General features: G+C 72.1%; 10 protein-coding genes and 2 pseudogenes. 3 read left to right on the plus strand and 9 right to left on the minus strand.

The window, feature by feature from the left end; translation table 11 throughout:
* Window positions 1-40: 40 nt before the first annotated feature.
* Window positions 41-1,600, minus strand: a complete 1,560-nt coding sequence (locus BLASA_RS22165) for an LCP family protein (RefSeq protein WP_014378511.1) — start codon at window positions 1,598-1,600, stop codon at window positions 41-43.
* 164 nt (window positions 1,601-1,764) lie between these two features.
* On the opposite strand from BLASA_RS22165, the gene BLASA_RS22170 reads away from it, so the two are divergent.
* Window positions 1,765-2,556 (plus strand): exodeoxyribonuclease III, encoded by a 792-nt coding sequence (locus BLASA_RS22170; protein ID WP_014378512.1) that lies wholly within the window; start codon window positions 1,765-1,767, stop codon window positions 2,554-2,556.
* Here the strand turns inward: BLASA_RS22170 and BLASA_RS22175 are convergent.
* The 3 genes and pseudogenes from BLASA_RS22175 to mobF form a co-directional block, all read right to left on the minus strand.
* Window positions 2,553-3,674, minus strand: a complete 1,122-nt coding sequence (locus tag BLASA_RS22175; RefSeq protein WP_014378513.1) for a tyrosine-type recombinase/integrase — start codon at window positions 3,672-3,674, stop codon at window positions 2,553-2,555. The genes BLASA_RS22170 and BLASA_RS22175 overlap by 4 nt on opposite strands.
* Window positions 3,675-3,820: 146 nt before the next feature.
* The gene (locus BLASA_RS22180) at window positions 3,821-4,030 is read right to left on the minus strand and encodes a helix-turn-helix transcriptional regulator (RefSeq protein ID WP_014378514.1); all 210 of its coding nucleotides are present in this window, start codon (window positions 4,028-4,030) and stop codon (window positions 3,821-3,823) included.
* 159 nt (window positions 4,031-4,189) lie between these two features.
* Window positions 4,190-7,829: pseudogene (gene mobF / locus BLASA_RS22185) on the minus strand (MobF family relaxase).
* A gap of 186 nt (window positions 7,830-8,015) precedes the next feature.
* Between mobF and BLASA_RS26625 the strand changes: the two are divergent.
* A pseudogene (locus BLASA_RS26625) lies at window positions 8,016-8,225 on the plus strand (hypothetical protein); the annotation flags it as partial.
* A gap of 69 nt (window positions 8,226-8,294) precedes the next feature.
* On the opposite strand, the gene BLASA_RS22190 reads toward BLASA_RS26625, so the two are convergent.
* A complete protein-coding gene (locus BLASA_RS22190; protein WP_166486629.1) occupies window positions 8,295-8,642 on the minus strand; it encodes a hemerythrin domain-containing protein in 348 nt (115 codons plus the stop codon).
* A gap of 205 nt (window positions 8,643-8,847) precedes the next feature.
* Between BLASA_RS22190 and BLASA_RS22195 the strand changes: the two genes are divergently transcribed.
* Complete coding sequence (locus tag BLASA_RS22195; RefSeq protein ID WP_014378518.1) at window positions 8,848-9,933, plus strand: tellurite resistance/C4-dicarboxylate transporter family protein; 1,086 nt, start codon at window positions 8,848-8,850, stop codon at window positions 9,931-9,933.
* 60 nt (window positions 9,934-9,993) lie between these two features.
* Here BLASA_RS22195 and BLASA_RS22200 read toward each other — a convergent pair whose 3' ends face one another.
* The 4 genes from BLASA_RS22200 to narH are packed head-to-tail and all read right to left on the minus strand — an operon-like array spanning window position 9,994 to window position 14,352.
* Complete coding sequence (locus tag BLASA_RS22200) at window positions 9,994-11,163, minus strand: MFS transporter (RefSeq protein WP_014378519.1); 1,170 nt, start codon at window positions 11,161-11,163, stop codon at window positions 9,994-9,996.
* A gap of 53 nt (window positions 11,164-11,216) precedes the next feature.
* Complete coding sequence (gene narI, locus BLASA_RS22205) at window positions 11,217-11,957, minus strand: respiratory nitrate reductase subunit gamma (RefSeq protein ID WP_014378520.1); 741 nt, start codon at window positions 11,955-11,957, stop codon at window positions 11,217-11,219.
* Entirely contained in the window at window positions 11,954-12,652 is a 699-nt protein-coding gene (gene narJ / locus BLASA_RS22210; RefSeq protein ID WP_014378521.1) for a nitrate reductase molybdenum cofactor assembly chaperone, read from the minus strand. The genes narI and narJ overlap by 4 nt, the downstream gene beginning before the upstream one ends.
* Window positions 12,649-14,352 carry a nitrate reductase subunit beta gene (gene narH, locus BLASA_RS22215; RefSeq protein ID WP_014378522.1) on the minus strand — a complete coding sequence of 568 codons (1,704 nt, stop codon included), beginning with the start codon at window positions 14,350-14,352 and terminating at the stop codon, window positions 12,649-12,651. The genes narJ and narH overlap by 4 nt, the downstream gene beginning before the upstream one ends.
* Window position 14,353 lies beyond the last annotated feature (1 nt).

A 14,353-nucleotide genomic window follows, 5' to 3' on the forward strand; every position in this document is an offset into this window, starting at 1 on the left:
TTATTCTCCGCTCCCGCACCCGGGCCGCGGCCCCCGGGGCTCAGCCCTGGCGGGTCGGCGGCTGCCCCTCGGCACGGGCCTCGGCGGCGCGGACCGGATCGTAGGCGCAGGCGTCGGCGATGTCGGTGACCGGGTCGACGGCCGGCGGCTCGGCCCGCTCTCCGTCGGACGGCGGGGACGGCGGGGACGGCGGGGACGCCGGTGGGGGCGACGGCGACGGCGACGGCGACGCGGACGACGGGCCGAGCGCCTCGTCCACGAACTCCCGGATCCGGTCGTAGTCCGGGTACGCCGGATCGATCACCGTGTCGTCGAACACGACGCTGCGGATCTCGGCGTCCTGGACCAGGAACGCGAGATCCACGAAGTCGTCGAGCACCGAGCGCGGGATGTCGGTGCGGACGATGTCCTCGGTCGTGGCGGCCAGCTCCTGGTAGCGCTGCAGCACCGTCATCGGGTCGGCGGCGTCCACGATCGCGGAGATGGCGCAGCGCTGCCGGGCCATCCGGTCGTAATCGGTCAGGCCGAAGCGGCCGCGGGCGAAGTCCAGCGCGGTGGCGCCGTCCAGGTGCTGGTCCGGGCCCGGGGCGATGTAGGCGTCGGGGAAGATGCCCAGCGTCGGCTCGCCGCCGATCGGGACGTAGTAGTTGACGTTCACGGTGATACCGCCGAGCGCGTCGACCAGCCGGCTGAACCCCTCCAGGTTCACCAGCACGTAGTAGTCGATCCGCAGGCCCAGCGCCTCACCGACCCCGAGCTTCAGGAAGTCGGCACCGGGGTCGTCGGTGGGGCCGAGGACGTCGGGGTACCAGGCCGGCCCGTTGCGGTACACGGCGTTGAGCAGGCTCTCGCTCTCGCTTCCGGCGTCGAACCCGTCGGGGTAGACCTCGGCCAGCGGGCTGTCCTCGGGAAAGGGCAGGTCCTGCAGGTTGCGCGGCAGGCTGAACAGGACCGTGTCCCCGGTGTCGGTGTCGATGCTGGCGACGATGACCGTGTCGGTGCGGACACCCTCCCGCCCCTCCCCGCCGTCCCCACCGAGCAGCAGGACGTTCACCCGCTCCCTGCTGGGAAAGGGGTCGGCGGTCTCGGGCACGGTGGCCGACCTGCGGCCGTCGGCGAAGACGCCGTCGATGAGGTCCCGCGAGGTGAGGGCCAGGTGCCCCGCGAACAGCGCCGGGGCGGCGATGGCCGCCACCAGGACCGCGACGACCAGCCCGCCGACGGCGTGCCGGCCGCCGGGGGTGCGCGGCGGCACGAGCATCCGGTAGCCGGCGACCACCACGACGATCCACAGCAGCACGAGCACGCCGAGGCCGACCGTGGCCCAGAGCAGGACGTCGGTGTCCACGGCCGTGCGCGCGGCGAACCGGCGCCCACCGGTGGCCAGCCAGGCACCGCCGGCGACGAGCAGCAGGAACACGGCCAGCACGACCGCGCCCAGCCACCGGCGGCCGGCGGCCAGCAGGCCTGTCCCGGGGACCAGGGCACCGAGCACGGTCCACCCCAGCGCGGCACGGAAGCTGCGCGCGGACCGCGGGCCGCCCGTCCCGGAAGCCCCCGCCCCGCCGTCCGGGGCCGGGGGCGTCGCCTCGGCGGTCATGCCGCTCCCGTCCGCCGTGGCCTCGTCATCAGGACATCTTCCCACCGTTTCGCCAGGTCGGTGGGCCGGCGGCCGTTCCGGCGCCTCCGGCCGCCCGATCCGGGGACACGGCGTGTCGGGCGGGTGAGGCAGGCCGCCCGGGAGCCTCCGTAAGCTCGGTGCCCGTGCGCCTGGCGACCTGGAACGTGAACTCGATCCGCACCCGCGCCGACCGGGTCGCGGCCTTCCTGCAGCGGCACGACGTCGACGTGCTGGCGCTGCAGGAGACGAAGTGCCGGGACGACCAGTTCCCGGAGATGGTGTTCTCCGCCCTCGGGTACGAGGTGGCGCACGTCGGCCACTCGCAGTGGAACGGCGTGGCGATCCTGTCGCGGGTCGGCCTGGACGACGTCACGCTCGGGTTCCCCGGCCAGCCCTGCTGGGCCGACGACACCAGCTGCGAGGCCCGCGCGCTGGCGGCCACCTGCGGCGGCGTGCGGGTGTGGAGCCTGTACGTGCCCAACGGCCGCACGCTCGCCGATCCGCACTACACCTACAAGCTGGAGTGGCTCGGCGCCCTGCGGGACTCCGCGGCGGGCTGGCTCGCGGAGGACCCCGCCACGCCGGTGGCCCTGGTCGGCGACTGGAACATCGCGCCGCAGGACGACGACGTGTGGGACATGTCGGTGTTCAGCTCCGCCACGCACGTGTCCGCACTCGAACGGGCGGCGTTCCAGGCGGTGGTCGACGCCGGGTACACCGACGTGGTCCGTCCGCACACCCCCGGGCCGGGCGTCTACACGTACTGGGACTACACCCAGCTGCGCTTCCCCCGTCGCGAGGGCATGCGGATCGACTTCGTGCTCGGCTCCCCCGCGTTCGCCTCGCGGGTGACGAATGCCCTGGTAGATCGCGAGGAGCGCAAGGGCAAGGGCGCCAGCGACCACGCCCCGGTCGTGGTGGAGCTGACCGACTAGCGGACCGTCTGGGCGTCCTGGGGCACATCCGGGGCACACAAGGCGCCGGCTGTGCCCCACGCCGCGTCGATGGCGCTCCGTGTCCGGTCGTCCGAGTCCGGCATCAGGTGCCCGTAGGTACTGAGGACCAGTGAGGCGTCCTCGTGCCCCAGCCGCTCGGCGACCGCCACGACCGACTCGCCGGCGGCAAGCAGGACGCTGGCGTAGTGATGCCGCAGGTCGTGGCTCGTCGTCCCCTTCGGTAACCCCGCCTCGGTCACCGCCCGACCGATCAGGTCGTGGCCGTAGTAGACGTGGCCGAGCGGCGCGCCCTTGCCCGTGGTGAAGATTGTCCCGTCGTTGGCCGCCGGGTATGCCGCCAGGTGCGCAGCCAGCGCGTCAGCGACCGTCCGGGGCAGCGGGACACTCCGCCTCGACCGGGGAGTCTTCGGCTCGCTCCGCTCGCCCTTCGACCCCTGGGTGAACTGCCATTCGATCCGCACGGTGCGGCGCAGGAAGTCGACGTCCTGAACGCGGAGGGCGAGCAGCTCGCCGATCCGGAGCCCGAGCCCGGCCTGGGTGAGGACCATGGCCCGGTAGCGCTCCGGCATGGCCTGGGCGAGTGCCGCGACCTGGTCGACCGACAGCGGCAGGACCCGCTCCCTCTCGTAGCGGGGGAGCTGGATGCGGACGACTGGGGAGGAGGCCACCAGCCGGTCGAGGACTGCGGCCCCGTACACGCTCCGGAGCAGTCCCACGGCCTGTCGCACGGTGGTCGGGGCCAGCACCCTGGACCGGTCGGTGGCCCACGCCTGGACCTCGGACGGACGCACGTCGGCGAGCTTGCGGCCACCGAGACGGGTCCCCTCGATGTGCAGCCGGATCATCATCTCGGTCCGTCGTGCCGTGGTCGGCCGGTGCGGGCGGGTGTCCGCCCAGCTCCGGGCGTACTCGGCGACCGTGATCTTCGAGGGCTCGATGTAGGTGCCGCGTACCTTGTCCGCCTCGACCGTGGCCGCGTGGCGATCGGCGTCGCCCTTCCTGGCGAACGACTTCTTGCGCTGCCTGCCCTGGTCGTCTCGCCACCGCGCCTGGTAGGTCGTCCGCCCATTGCGGACCAACTTCTCGACGCTCGCCATGACTGACTCCTCGACGTCTCAGACGCGGCCGGGCTCGGTCCGCGTCTTCGCTTCTGGGGGACGGAACGGATCGGCACGCAGCATGCCGAACGGATCCGACGAGATCAGGGCGGCACCCCACGGAATTGCGACCCTTCGCCGGGTCGCTATCCGGTGGCGCCTCGACCTAGTTGCGCTTCGACCCACGCCTGGAGGTCGCCGCGGCGGTAGAGGACGCGGCGGCCGAGGCGGAAGCTGCGGGGGCCGGTGCCCAGGTGGCGCCAGTACCGCAGGGTGGCGACCGGGGCACGGAGTAGCTCGGCGGCTTCGGTGATGGTGAGCAGTTCGGGCTCGTGGCTGGCGGGATGGTCGGGCATGGCTGGCTCCGATCTGGTCGGGTGGGCTGGGCTCCGTGACCTGAGAAGGCGCCGATTCGGAGCTCCTACTGACAGCCGATCGCCAGATGCTGCCGAAAACCTCCAGTTGTTCTCCTGCTCCCGGCTGTCCGAGCCCGGTCGCCGGCCGAGCCACGCTGCTCATCGGCCGATGCCTGGGGCGCTGCCACGCCGGGCGAGGGACGGGCCGAGGCGCTCGGTCTCGGGCCGGGGGACGTCCCGCCCCGGGGCGGTCGGCCGCGGTCGCGTCGATCCGCGCTGGTCGGGGCCGGCCGCGCGCTGTGTGCGCCAGGTCTCGCGCTCGCGATCGAGCCGGTCGGGCGGCTGGGCGCGGAGAGCCGGCTCGGCGGTGAGGGCCGCGATGCGTCCCCGGGCGTCGGTCAGCTCCTGGCGGGTGGCGGCGATGTCGCGGTCGAGGTCGGTGAGCCGGCCGGCCGGGTCGGGGGTCCAGGCCGCGGACCCGAACGAGTCGAGCCGTTCGCCGCGCCGCCGGCCGGCCTCGGCCAGTGCGAGCCGGGCCTGCTCGTGCGCGTTCCTGGCGGTGTCGGCTGCGGCGCGGAGCTGGGCGTGTTCGGGGTGGGCCTGTTCGGCGGCCCGGTGGGCGGAGTCGTCGAGCGCCCTCCACAGGGCCGGGCGGTCGTCGGGCCGGTCGACAACCTTCGCGAGGTCGGTCGGGTCGGTGGGCAGGGACGGAACGTGGGGGCGCCACCGGTCGGCCCAGTCGGCGAGCTGCTCGACGGCGCGGGCCACCGCGCCTCGCCGGAGTCCAAGCCGGCCTGGGCCGTCGAGCACGGTCCTTGCCGCCGCGCGTGTAGCGGGGCGTTCGCCGTCCCAGCGAGCGAGGAGGGTGTCGCGGACCCGGTCGGCGTGGTCGGTGAGGGCCGCGCCGCTGGCTGCGGCCTGCTGCTTGGCCTGTTCGGCGGTGATCGCCGTCTGCTCACGGGCGGCCTGGAGGTTGGCCAGTTCGCCGGCGTGGGAAGCTTCGAGCGTGACCACCTCGCGCAGCGTGTCGCGCTGCGGCTCCCAGTAGGCGAGTCGCTGAAGGCAGCCCTGCTCGGCCGTCCACGCCGCATGCAGCTCGACCAGCACGTCGGCCAGCGGGAGGGATGGGGCGTAGCGGGCGGCCTCGGCGGCGGCGAGCCCGGCGGCGTGCGCGGGGCCGAGGTCGGCCCGGTCGCGGGCGAACACGGCGAGCCACTGCTCCCGCGCCTCGTCGGCGTCGGCGGCGACGAAGTGGGCGGTGTTGGTTTCCCGGCCGCGGGTCATGCCGACGTAGGCCGACGCCGCCCCGGTGTGCTCGCCGACCACCACGTGCGACGCCGTGACAGTGTCGCCCTGCACGCCGTGGGTGGTGGAGGCGTAGGCGAGCTCGACGTGCGCGGTGACGTAGTCCGCGGGCAGTATCCGCCGCCCGCCCGGGTCCGGGGTGACATTGTCGGGCCCGTTCCCGGGGACGGTGCCGGTGGGGGTGACAGCGGGGGTGACGAGCAGCCCGCCGCGGCGGCCGACGGCGGTGACCACCCAGACGTCGCGGTTGGCGACGTCGAGGTGGCGGTCGTTGCGCCGGGTGGCGATCCGGTCCCCGGCGCCGATCCGCTCGCCGGCCCCGGTGACGGCCACCGTCCGGTCATCGACCCGGCCAGCGACGATCAACCGGTCGCGGATGGCGGTGTTGAGCTCGGCGGCTTGGTCGCGGGTGTCCACCACGACGGCCACCCGGCGGCCGTCGGCATATGACGAGGCGGCGGTCGCCGCGATCGTGTCCTGCAGCGCGGCGGCGTCGGGGAACAGCTGGATCTGACCGCGGGCGAGAAGGGCGTCGAAGACGGCGCCGGGGTCCTCTCCGGTACGCATGGCCAGGGTCAGCTCGGCGTAGCCGGTGTCGGGTGTTGTGCGGCCCTTCTCGTCGGTTCGGGTGAAGCGGTGCACCGCGTCGAGAGTCAGATGTGCCGCGGGGTCGGCCTGGCTGATGGCGAGGTCCAGGACGCCGCCGCGGCCGACCGCGGACAACTGGTACCGGTCGCCGAGCAGCGCCACCGGCACCTGGCACTCGTCGGCGACGGTCAGCAGGGCGCGGGCGGTGTCCTGATCGAGCATGCCGGCCTCATCCACCAGCAGCAGATCGCCGGGCCGCAGCCGCGCTGCCTCGCTCGGCCCGGCGTAGAGCCGGCCGGTCGCCGGGTCGACCTCGCCGGCGGTGAGCCGGGTCCAACGCCCGTCGTCGTTCCAGCGCCAGCCGTGGCCGAAGGCTAGGGACGCCGCGGACCCGGCCGCCGTCCCCACCTCGCCGGCGGCCACCTTGGCCGCCTTGCGGGTGGGAGTCACCACCACCAGCCGGCGGCCCCGCGCCTCGAGCAGGCCGCGGGTGGCGGCCAGCGTGGTGGTCTTGCCCGCCCCCGCCGCGCCCTCGACCACCACCAGCCGCCGGTCACCGGCCAGCGCGGCGACCGCCGCGGCCTGACCGGCATCCAGACCGCCGGCGGGCGCCGCGCCCTCGACCGGGAGGGTCAGGTCGGTGCCCGGCACGCCGAGTGCGGCGCGGGCGGCGAGCCGGGCGGTCAGGTCGGCCTCGACGTCCAGCACCGGCTGGGAGGTCCAGGCCCGGATGTGCTCGGGCACCCCGTCGCGGTCCAGCAGCGGCAGGCAGCGGTCCATCGCGCGGGCGGTGAGGTCTTCGGCCAGCTCGATGCGCACCGCGGCGTCGGCGACGACGCCTTCGGCGGCGATTCCCCGCTCGGCCTCGCCGCGGATGTCGGCGGCGTTCCACGCCGAACGCCCGGCCGCGAGCCGGGTCAGCGCGCGCTGCACCAGCTCGTCTCGATCCAGCGCCCCGATCGGGGTGGGCGCCAGGGCGACCGGCTTGCCCGGGTCGCGGTAGCCGAGGGCGGACAGCTCGGTCCGCCAGCGTTCGCCCAGCCCGACCCCGGGCTGGGCAGTGACCTTGTCCGGGCGGCCGTCGGCCCACGCCCGGGCATCCCACGTCCGGCGCAACGCAGGGCCGGGGGATTCGCCGGGGTGCGCCGCGGTCCACTCGCGTTCGTAGCGGTCCACATTCCGGGCGATCTGCGCGTGCCGTGCGCTGAACGGACCCGTGTACTCGGCGAGCTCCCGTATTTCTCCCGTACCGTCCTTCCGGTAGCCGTGCGCGGCGAAGGTGGCGTTCAACTCCGGGTCACACGCCATCGCGGCGTGCCCGATCCCGTTGACGGCGCCCAGGAAGTCGCGGACCCCGACGGTGTGCAGGCCGCGCATTTCTCCCGGCGGCGAACACCCGGGACAGCAGCTGCAGGTGCAGGTGCCAGTGCGGGTCGTTCGCCCGGGAGGTGTAGTGCCGCACCGTGGCCGCCTCCAGCACCTCCAGCGGGACCTGCACCTGTCCGCCGCGCGGGCCGACCCGGGTGGTGGCGTGCTGCGAGAGCCAGCCGATGATCTGCTCGGCGGCCCGGTCCTGCGCCGCCTCATACGCCTCCGCGATGTCCGGGTGCAGCGCGGCGGCCAGCGACCACGTCTTCGGCCCGTTGACCACCACCTCGACGAACCGAACGGCGTGCTCGTCGCCGCGCAGCTGCCCTCGCGGCTCACCCGTCTCCGGGTTGCGGCCGGCCACCCACGTCTCGTAGCTGTCGCCGGTCAAAGGCGCCAGCTCGGCCACGCGACCATCCGTGGCGGTGAAGCGGCGGGCGATCCCGGTGCCCTCGGTGAGGTAGTAGTCGTCCGCCCGGCCGCGGTCGGCCTCCACGTAGTGCCGGGCAGCCGCCGGTGCGCCGGCGTAGACCTTCATTCCACCGTGCATTCTCAACGCCACCCGACAATGACCAACAAGTCACCCCTAGAAACGCCGATGGGCCCCGCGAAGCGGGGCCCGAGCTACCCTGAAGGTAGCATTCGTGCCGTTCTTTAGTGAAGGCTCCGGGAGGCGGTCTAACAGCTGGTAATGACGGAATAAGACAGAAGTGTCGAGGACGGCACCATCGAGTGCTACATGCACGGGTCCCGGTTCGACTTCGGGACCGGCCGTGCGCTGGGCCCTCCGGCCATCAAAGACGTCGCAGCCTTCCCCCCGAGATCATGGGCGATGACGTGTACGTCGCCCTTCCAACACATCTTGAGGAGTGAGGTCAGCCACTCCCTCTGCCGAGCACCACCTCTGGCGGGAGTTGCGTCGCTCAACCCCTGACCGCGGTCGTCGCGCCCAGGTGCCTCTCGGCCCAGCGGTCCACGGCATCCCATTGGGCACCGCCGAGCGTCACGAGGGCGGCCGGGAACAGGCCGAGTCGTCCATGTACATGTGCTCGGCGAGGTCGTGCAGCACGCGCAAGACGCCCGCCCGCCGCGCCTCGGCCCCTTCGGCGTCGGCCAGCTCACGCGCGACGAGTTCCTCGCTCTTCCGCAGCATCGGGAACGCCGAGCCCTCCTCGGTGGCCACGTGCGGACTCAGGACGACGAGCCGTTCGGCGAAGTGGTCGCCGGCCGCGGCATCGTCCCCGGCGGCGAGGTGCCTGCGGATGTGCTCGCTGAGTTCGCGGAGCCGGTCGTGCTCGTCCATCAGCCGGGCGACGGGAGTGAGTTCACGGCATCCGCAGTGGTCGCACATGTACGGCATCCCTCCGGTCGCGAGACTCGTGTCCCCCGCGGTGTGGACGGCGGTGGTCCACGCCGAAACTCGTGGAAGCGGCCGACGAGCGCAAGAGATTCCCGGCCCTGGATGACGTCCGTCACGAGCCGCTGAGACATGCACCGGCCACGTCGCCACGCCGCCGTCGCTGGCCAGAGCCGACGTCCTCCGGCACCGTGGACACGTGGCGAACGCCGGGTCCCCAGACCGCCGGCCCGGCGACGTACGGGCAACGGTCCGCGGGCTGACGCCGGGCTACTTCGCCCTGGTCATGGCGAGCGGGATCATCTCGGTCGGGATGCGGCTGGCTGGGCACGTCGCCGTGTCGGTGCTCCTGCTGGCCGTCTGCGCCGTCTCGTTCGTCGTCCTCGTGGTGCTGAACGTCTGGCGGTTGATCGCCTACCGCGATGCTGTGCGGGAGGACTTCCTCGATCCCGCACGCGGCTTCGGGTTCTTCACCTTCATCGCCGGCGGCAACGTCCTCGGCGTCCGGCTCGCCATGGACGGCCACCATGCCGCCGCAGCAGTCCTGGGGGGCGTCGGCTTCATGGCCTGGCTGTTGCTCGGCTACGTCATCCCCTGGACCGCCGTGCTGGGCCGGGCCGAACGGCCGGTGCTGACGAAGGCCAACGGCACGTGGTTCATCTGGGTGGTGGCGGGACAGTCGGTCTCCACGTCGGCCGCGACGCTGCAGCCTGCGTTGCCCGCACTGCGCGACGCGCTGGCGGTGGTGGCGGTGTTCTCGTGGTCGGTGAGCCTGTTCCTGTATGCCGCCGTCGGCGTCATGGTGTCCGCTCGACTGCTCATCTACGAGCTGCGGCCCACCGATCTCACACCGCCGTACTGGGTGGCGATGGGCGCCAGCGCCATCACCGTGCTCGCCGGGGCACGCATCGTCGAGATGGTCGACACGCCGATGGTCGAGGCCACGCGAGGTCTGGTCGCCGGCGTCTCGGTGAGCATCTGGGCGTTCGGCACGTGGCTGATCCCGGTCCTCGTGGCCGCCGGCTGGTGGCGGCACCACACCCACCGGGTGCCACTGCGCTACGAGCCGTCGCTGTGGAGCATGGTGTTCCCGATGGGGATGTACGCGGTCGCGGCGACCTATCTGAGCCGGGCCGACGACCTGCCGTTGGTGGGCGTCGTCGGCGCGGTCGGCATCTGGGGCGCCTTCGCGGTGTGGAGCCTCGTGCTGGCCGCGATGGTGGTCAGTGCCACCCGGGCCGGCGTCGGCTACGCCGGACGGCGCAGTGACGCGAGCACGTACTGACCTGACCGCGCGGCCGGCGAGCAATCCTGCTCGCCGCCGATTCGAGCCCGGCCCCGGCGCTCACGCCGTCGGGATGCGCATGCCCCAGGCCGTGTAGCACGCGGCGACCGCCGCGGTGATGGCGAGCAGCCACAGACCCGGCTGGTAGTTCCCCTGCCAGCCGTAGATGGTGCCCATCAGCAGCGGAGGCGCGAAGCCGCCCAGACCGCCGGCGGCACCGACGATGCCGGTCACCCCGCCGACTTTGCCCGGCGGGGCGACCAGCGCCACCAGCGCGAAGACAGCACCGGAGGAGGCGCCCAGGGCGGCGGCCATGGCCAGGAACGCGATCGTGCCGAGGGGTTCGAGCGACCGCTCCAGCGCCGACACCGCCGCGAAGACGGTGACGACGACGAAGCAGACGGTCAGCACCCGGATCGGGCCGAACCGATCGGACAGGAAGCCACCGACCGGCCGCATGACCACGGCGAGTACGACGAATCCCGCCGTCCGGAAGGCGGCGTCACCGGGCGAGAGATCGAACACCGTCCGCAGGTAGGTCGGGAGGTACACGCTGAACGCGACGAAGCCGCCGAAGCCCACCGCGTACAGGAATGACAACTGCAGCGTGATGGGGAGCTTGGCCGTCTCCCACGCCCGGCGCACTGCGCTCCCGGTGGGAACCGTCCGGCCGGGCGCGTCCCGCAGCAGCAGGTAGGAGAGGACCGCGTACACGACCAGCAGCACCGCCACCACGGTGAACGGGAAGGGCACGCCGAAGGCGTCCTTGAGACCGACGGTCGTGAACGCCGCGATAGCGGTACCGGCCGTCCCCGCACCGAAGATTCCGATGGCGGTGCCGCGCTTGGCGGGTGGAAACCAGGCGTTGACCAGCGGCACGCCCACGGCGAAGGTCGTGCCACCCAGACCGAGGAAGAAGCCACCGACCACGAGCAGCAGGAACGACTCGGTGCCCAGGTAGCCGACGAACAGGACGGGCACGATCGTGAGCGCGCTCATCAGCGGGAACATCACCCGCGCGCCGAACCGGTCGGTGAGTGCGCCGACGGGGATGCGTCCGAGGGAGCCGACGATGACCGGCACGGCCACGATGAGCGCGGTCTCCAGCGAGCTGAGTTCCAGCAGCTGGGTGTAGAGGCCGCCGAGCGGGCTGATCAGGGCCCAGGCCCAGAAGTTGACGGTGAAGCCAATGGTCGCGACGGCCAGGATGATCCAGGCCTGCCGAGGCACGGCCGCCCCGCCGGCCGGGGTGGCGGAGGATGCTTCAGGAGCCGGTGTCGCAGTCACTTCCGGGGATCTCCCACCCGGTCCCAACCGCGCGGTGTGGCCCGGTTCCCGATGTGCGGGTCGCGGCTGCGGTAGACGATGTAGGGCCGGGTGAAGTAGCCCAGCGGCGCGCTGAACACGTGCACCAGCCGGGTGAACGGCCAGATGGCGAAGAGCACCAGTGCCGAGAGCGCGTGCAGCTGGAAGCCGAGGCCTGCCTCGCTCATGAGCTCTGGCTGCGGGTTGAAGTAGAAGATGCTGCGGAACCACGGGGACACGGTGTCGCGGTAGTCGACGCCCTCGTGCCCGATCGCTCCGAGCACGGTGTTGCTCATCCCGAACAGGATGGTCACCGTCAGGACCAGGTACATAAACTTGTCGTTCTTGGTCGTCGCGCTGAACACCGGCCCGACGGTGCGCCGCCGGTAGATCAGGATCGCCAGCCCGACCAGGGTGCCGAATCCGGCGATCGCCCCCACCCCGATCGCCAGGGCGTGATACGCGCTCTCGGAGAGCCCCACGGCGTCGGTCCAGGACTTCGGGATGCCCAGCCCCATGACGTGTCCCATGAGCACGAACAGGATCCCGAAGTGGAACAGCGGGCTGCCCCAGCGCAGGAGCCGTCGTTCGTAGAGCTGGCTGGAGCGGGTGGTCCAGCCGAATTTGTCGTACTTGTACCGCCAGTAGTGCCCGACGACGAAGATCGCCAGGCTGACGTACGGGACGACGACCCAGAGCAGGATCTCTACGGCGTTCATGCGGGGGCTCCTGCGGACGCACCGGGCGGGGGCTGGGGTATGAACTCCGGTGGCGCGAACGGCAGCGCGCCGTACGGATCGAGGCCGACGTCTTCACCGGGCGGGCCCTGCTGGGCCAGCCGCAGCACCGCCGCGCGGTCGGCGGCCTCCACCGGCGGAAGGGTGGCCGATACGGCCTGCAGCACCGCGGCGTACGGCGAGCTCCGTTCCTCCAGGGCCAGCCGGATCAGCTCGAGGCCGGGTCGGTACTCCGTCAGGAGCCGCTCACCGCGGGCGGCGTCACCGGTCGCGGTGAACTCGAGCACGACAGCCAGGTGGTCGGGCAGTTCCTCGTCCGACAGCGTCATCCCCGCACGCGAGTACAGGTGCTTGAACTGGACCAGCGCCATGCCGCGCTTGCGGGTGTCCCCGTGCGTGAAGTAGGTCAGGTACAGGCAGCAGCGTCGCCGTAGGTCGAACGTCTCCACGTACTCGGCCTGCTGCTGCTCCAGCGGCGTGGTCTCCACGTGGTCGAGGAACCGGCCCAGCGGCCCCGCCAACTCCGCCGGCAGCGGTGCGACCGCCGCCCGCAGCAGCGGCAACCGGGCGAGCAGGTCCTCGTCCGGGTAGCCGAGGAGCAGGGACGCGGCCTGCCGGGCGGTGGCCACCTGGGCGGCGGCCGGCTCCGACCGGCGCGACAGGAGCCGGGGGCTCATGGCTTGGGATCCGTGACCGCTGGGGAGTCCGCGTCGACGCCCCCGCGACCGTCGGGACGGTCCGGGAAGAGCCCTTCCGGAGCGCCCTTGCCGTCCCAGTTGAGCAGGTTGACCCGCTGCGCCTTGTCCCCCGGTGCCGCCATGGTGTCGCTGGTCTGCCGCGCCGCGAGCATGTGGAAGTTCTCCACTGCGATCGGGGTCGTGCCGCCCGAGGCTTCCCCGAACGGTCCCCAGCCCCCCATGCCGGGACCGTCGTCGTAGTCCAGCGAGCAGCCGCTGTCGAACTCCTCGCGCTCGGGGCCCTGTTCGGCGTGGATGGTCGGGATCACGTAGCGCTCGTCGTACTTGGCGATGGCGAGCAGCCGGTGCATGTCCTGGATGTCCTGCCCGGTCATGCCGACCGCGGTGGCGATCGACTCGTCCGCCGGCCGGCCGAGGTTCAGGTCGCGCATGTAGGCGCGCATCGCCCCGAGCTTCTTGAGCACACCGGTGACCAGGTTGGTGTCGCCGGCGGCGAACAGTTCCGCCAGGTACTCGACCGGGATCCGCAGCGATTCGATGGCGCCGAAGATGTTGCCGGCGTCCTCCCCGTCGTGCCCGGTGTCGGTGAGCGCGTCGACCACCGGGGACAGCGGCGGGATGTACCAGACCATCGGCATGGTCCGGTACTCCGGGTGCAGCGGCAGGGCCACCTCGAACTTGGTGATGAGCGAGTAGATCGGCGAGCGCTGCGCGGACTCGATCCAGTCGCGGGAGATGCCGGCCTGCTCGGCGGCGTGGATCACCTGCGGGTCGTGCGGATCCAGGATGATCGACCGCTGGGCCATGTAGAGGTCCTGGTCGTCCGGCGTGGACGCCGCCTCGAGCACCCGGTCGGCGTCGTAGAGGACGATGCCGATGTAGCGCAGCCGGCCGACGCACGTCTCCGAGCAGACCGTCGGGATGCCGACCTCGGTCCGCGGGAAGCAGAACGTGCACTTCTCGGCCTTGCCGGTGCGGTGGTTGAAGTAGACTTTCTTGTACGGGCACCCGGTGACGCACTGCCGCCAGCCGCGGCAGCGGTCCTGGTCGACCAGGACGATCCCGTCCTCCTCCCGCTTGTAGATCGCGCCCGACGGGCAGGAGGCCGCGCACGACGGATTGATGCAGTGCTCGCAGATCCGCGGCAGGTAGAACATGTAGGTCTGCTCGAACTTCTCCTTGATCTCCGCCGAGATCTTCTTCAGGACCGGGTCGTCCTGGGTGAGCTCGGGCGCCCCACCGAGGTTGTCGTCCCAGTTGGCGCTCCACTCGATGTTCATCGGCTTGTTCGTCAGCAGCGAGCGGGGCCGCGCGACCGGGGTGTGCTCCTGGACCGGAGCGTTGGTCAAGGTCTCGTAGTCGTAGGTCCAGGGCTCGTAGTACTCCTCGATCGAGGGCAGCTTCGGGCTGGAGAAGATGGTGAGCAAGCGGGAGAGCCGGCTGCCGGTACGCAACTGAAGCTTGCCGTTCCGGCCGACCTGCCAGCCGCCCCTCCACTTCTCCTGGTCCTCGTAGGTGCGCGGGTAGCCCTGACCCGGCCGGGTCTCCACGTTGTTGAACCACACGTACTCGACGCCGCTGCGGTTGGTCCACGCCTGCTTGCAGGTGACCGAGCAGGTGTGGCACCCGATGCACTTGTCGAGGTTCATCACCATGCCCATCTGAGCCATGACGCGCATC

The sequence above is a fragment of the Blastococcus saxobsidens DD2 genome (assembly GCF_000284015.1).
In the GTDB taxonomy this organism is placed as follows: Bacteria; Actinomycetota; Actinomycetes; order Mycobacteriales; family Geodermatophilaceae; genus Blastococcus; species Blastococcus saxobsidens_A.

Bases quoted from the DNA above. Each gene is read 5' to 3' on its own strand.
- BLASA_RS22175 (WP_014378513.1), bottom strand. From the start codon at position 3,674: ATGGCGAGCGTCGAGAAGTTGGTCCGCAATGGGCGGACGACCTACCAG.
- narI (WP_014378520.1), bottom strand. From the start codon at position 11,957: ATGAACGCCGTAGAGATCCTGCTCTGGGTCGTCGTCCCGTACGTCAGC.
- BLASA_RS22180 (WP_014378514.1), bottom strand. From the start codon at position 4,030: ATGCCCGACCATCCCGCCAGCCACGAGCCCGAACTGCTCACCATCACC.
- BLASA_RS22165 (WP_014378511.1), bottom strand. From the start codon at position 1,600: ATGACCGCCGAGGCGACGCCCCCGGCCCCGGACGGCGGGGCGGGGGCT.
- BLASA_RS22190 (WP_166486629.1), bottom strand. From the start codon at position 8,642: ATGTGCGACCACTGCGGATGCCGTGAACTCACTCCCGTCGCCCGGCTG.
- narH (WP_014378522.1), bottom strand. From the start codon at position 14,352: ATGCGCGTCATGGCTCAGATGGGCATGGTGATGAACCTCGACAAGTGC.
- narJ (WP_014378521.1), bottom strand. From the start codon at position 12,652: ATGAGCCCCCGGCTCCTGTCGCGCCGGTCGGAGCCGGCCGCCGCCCAG.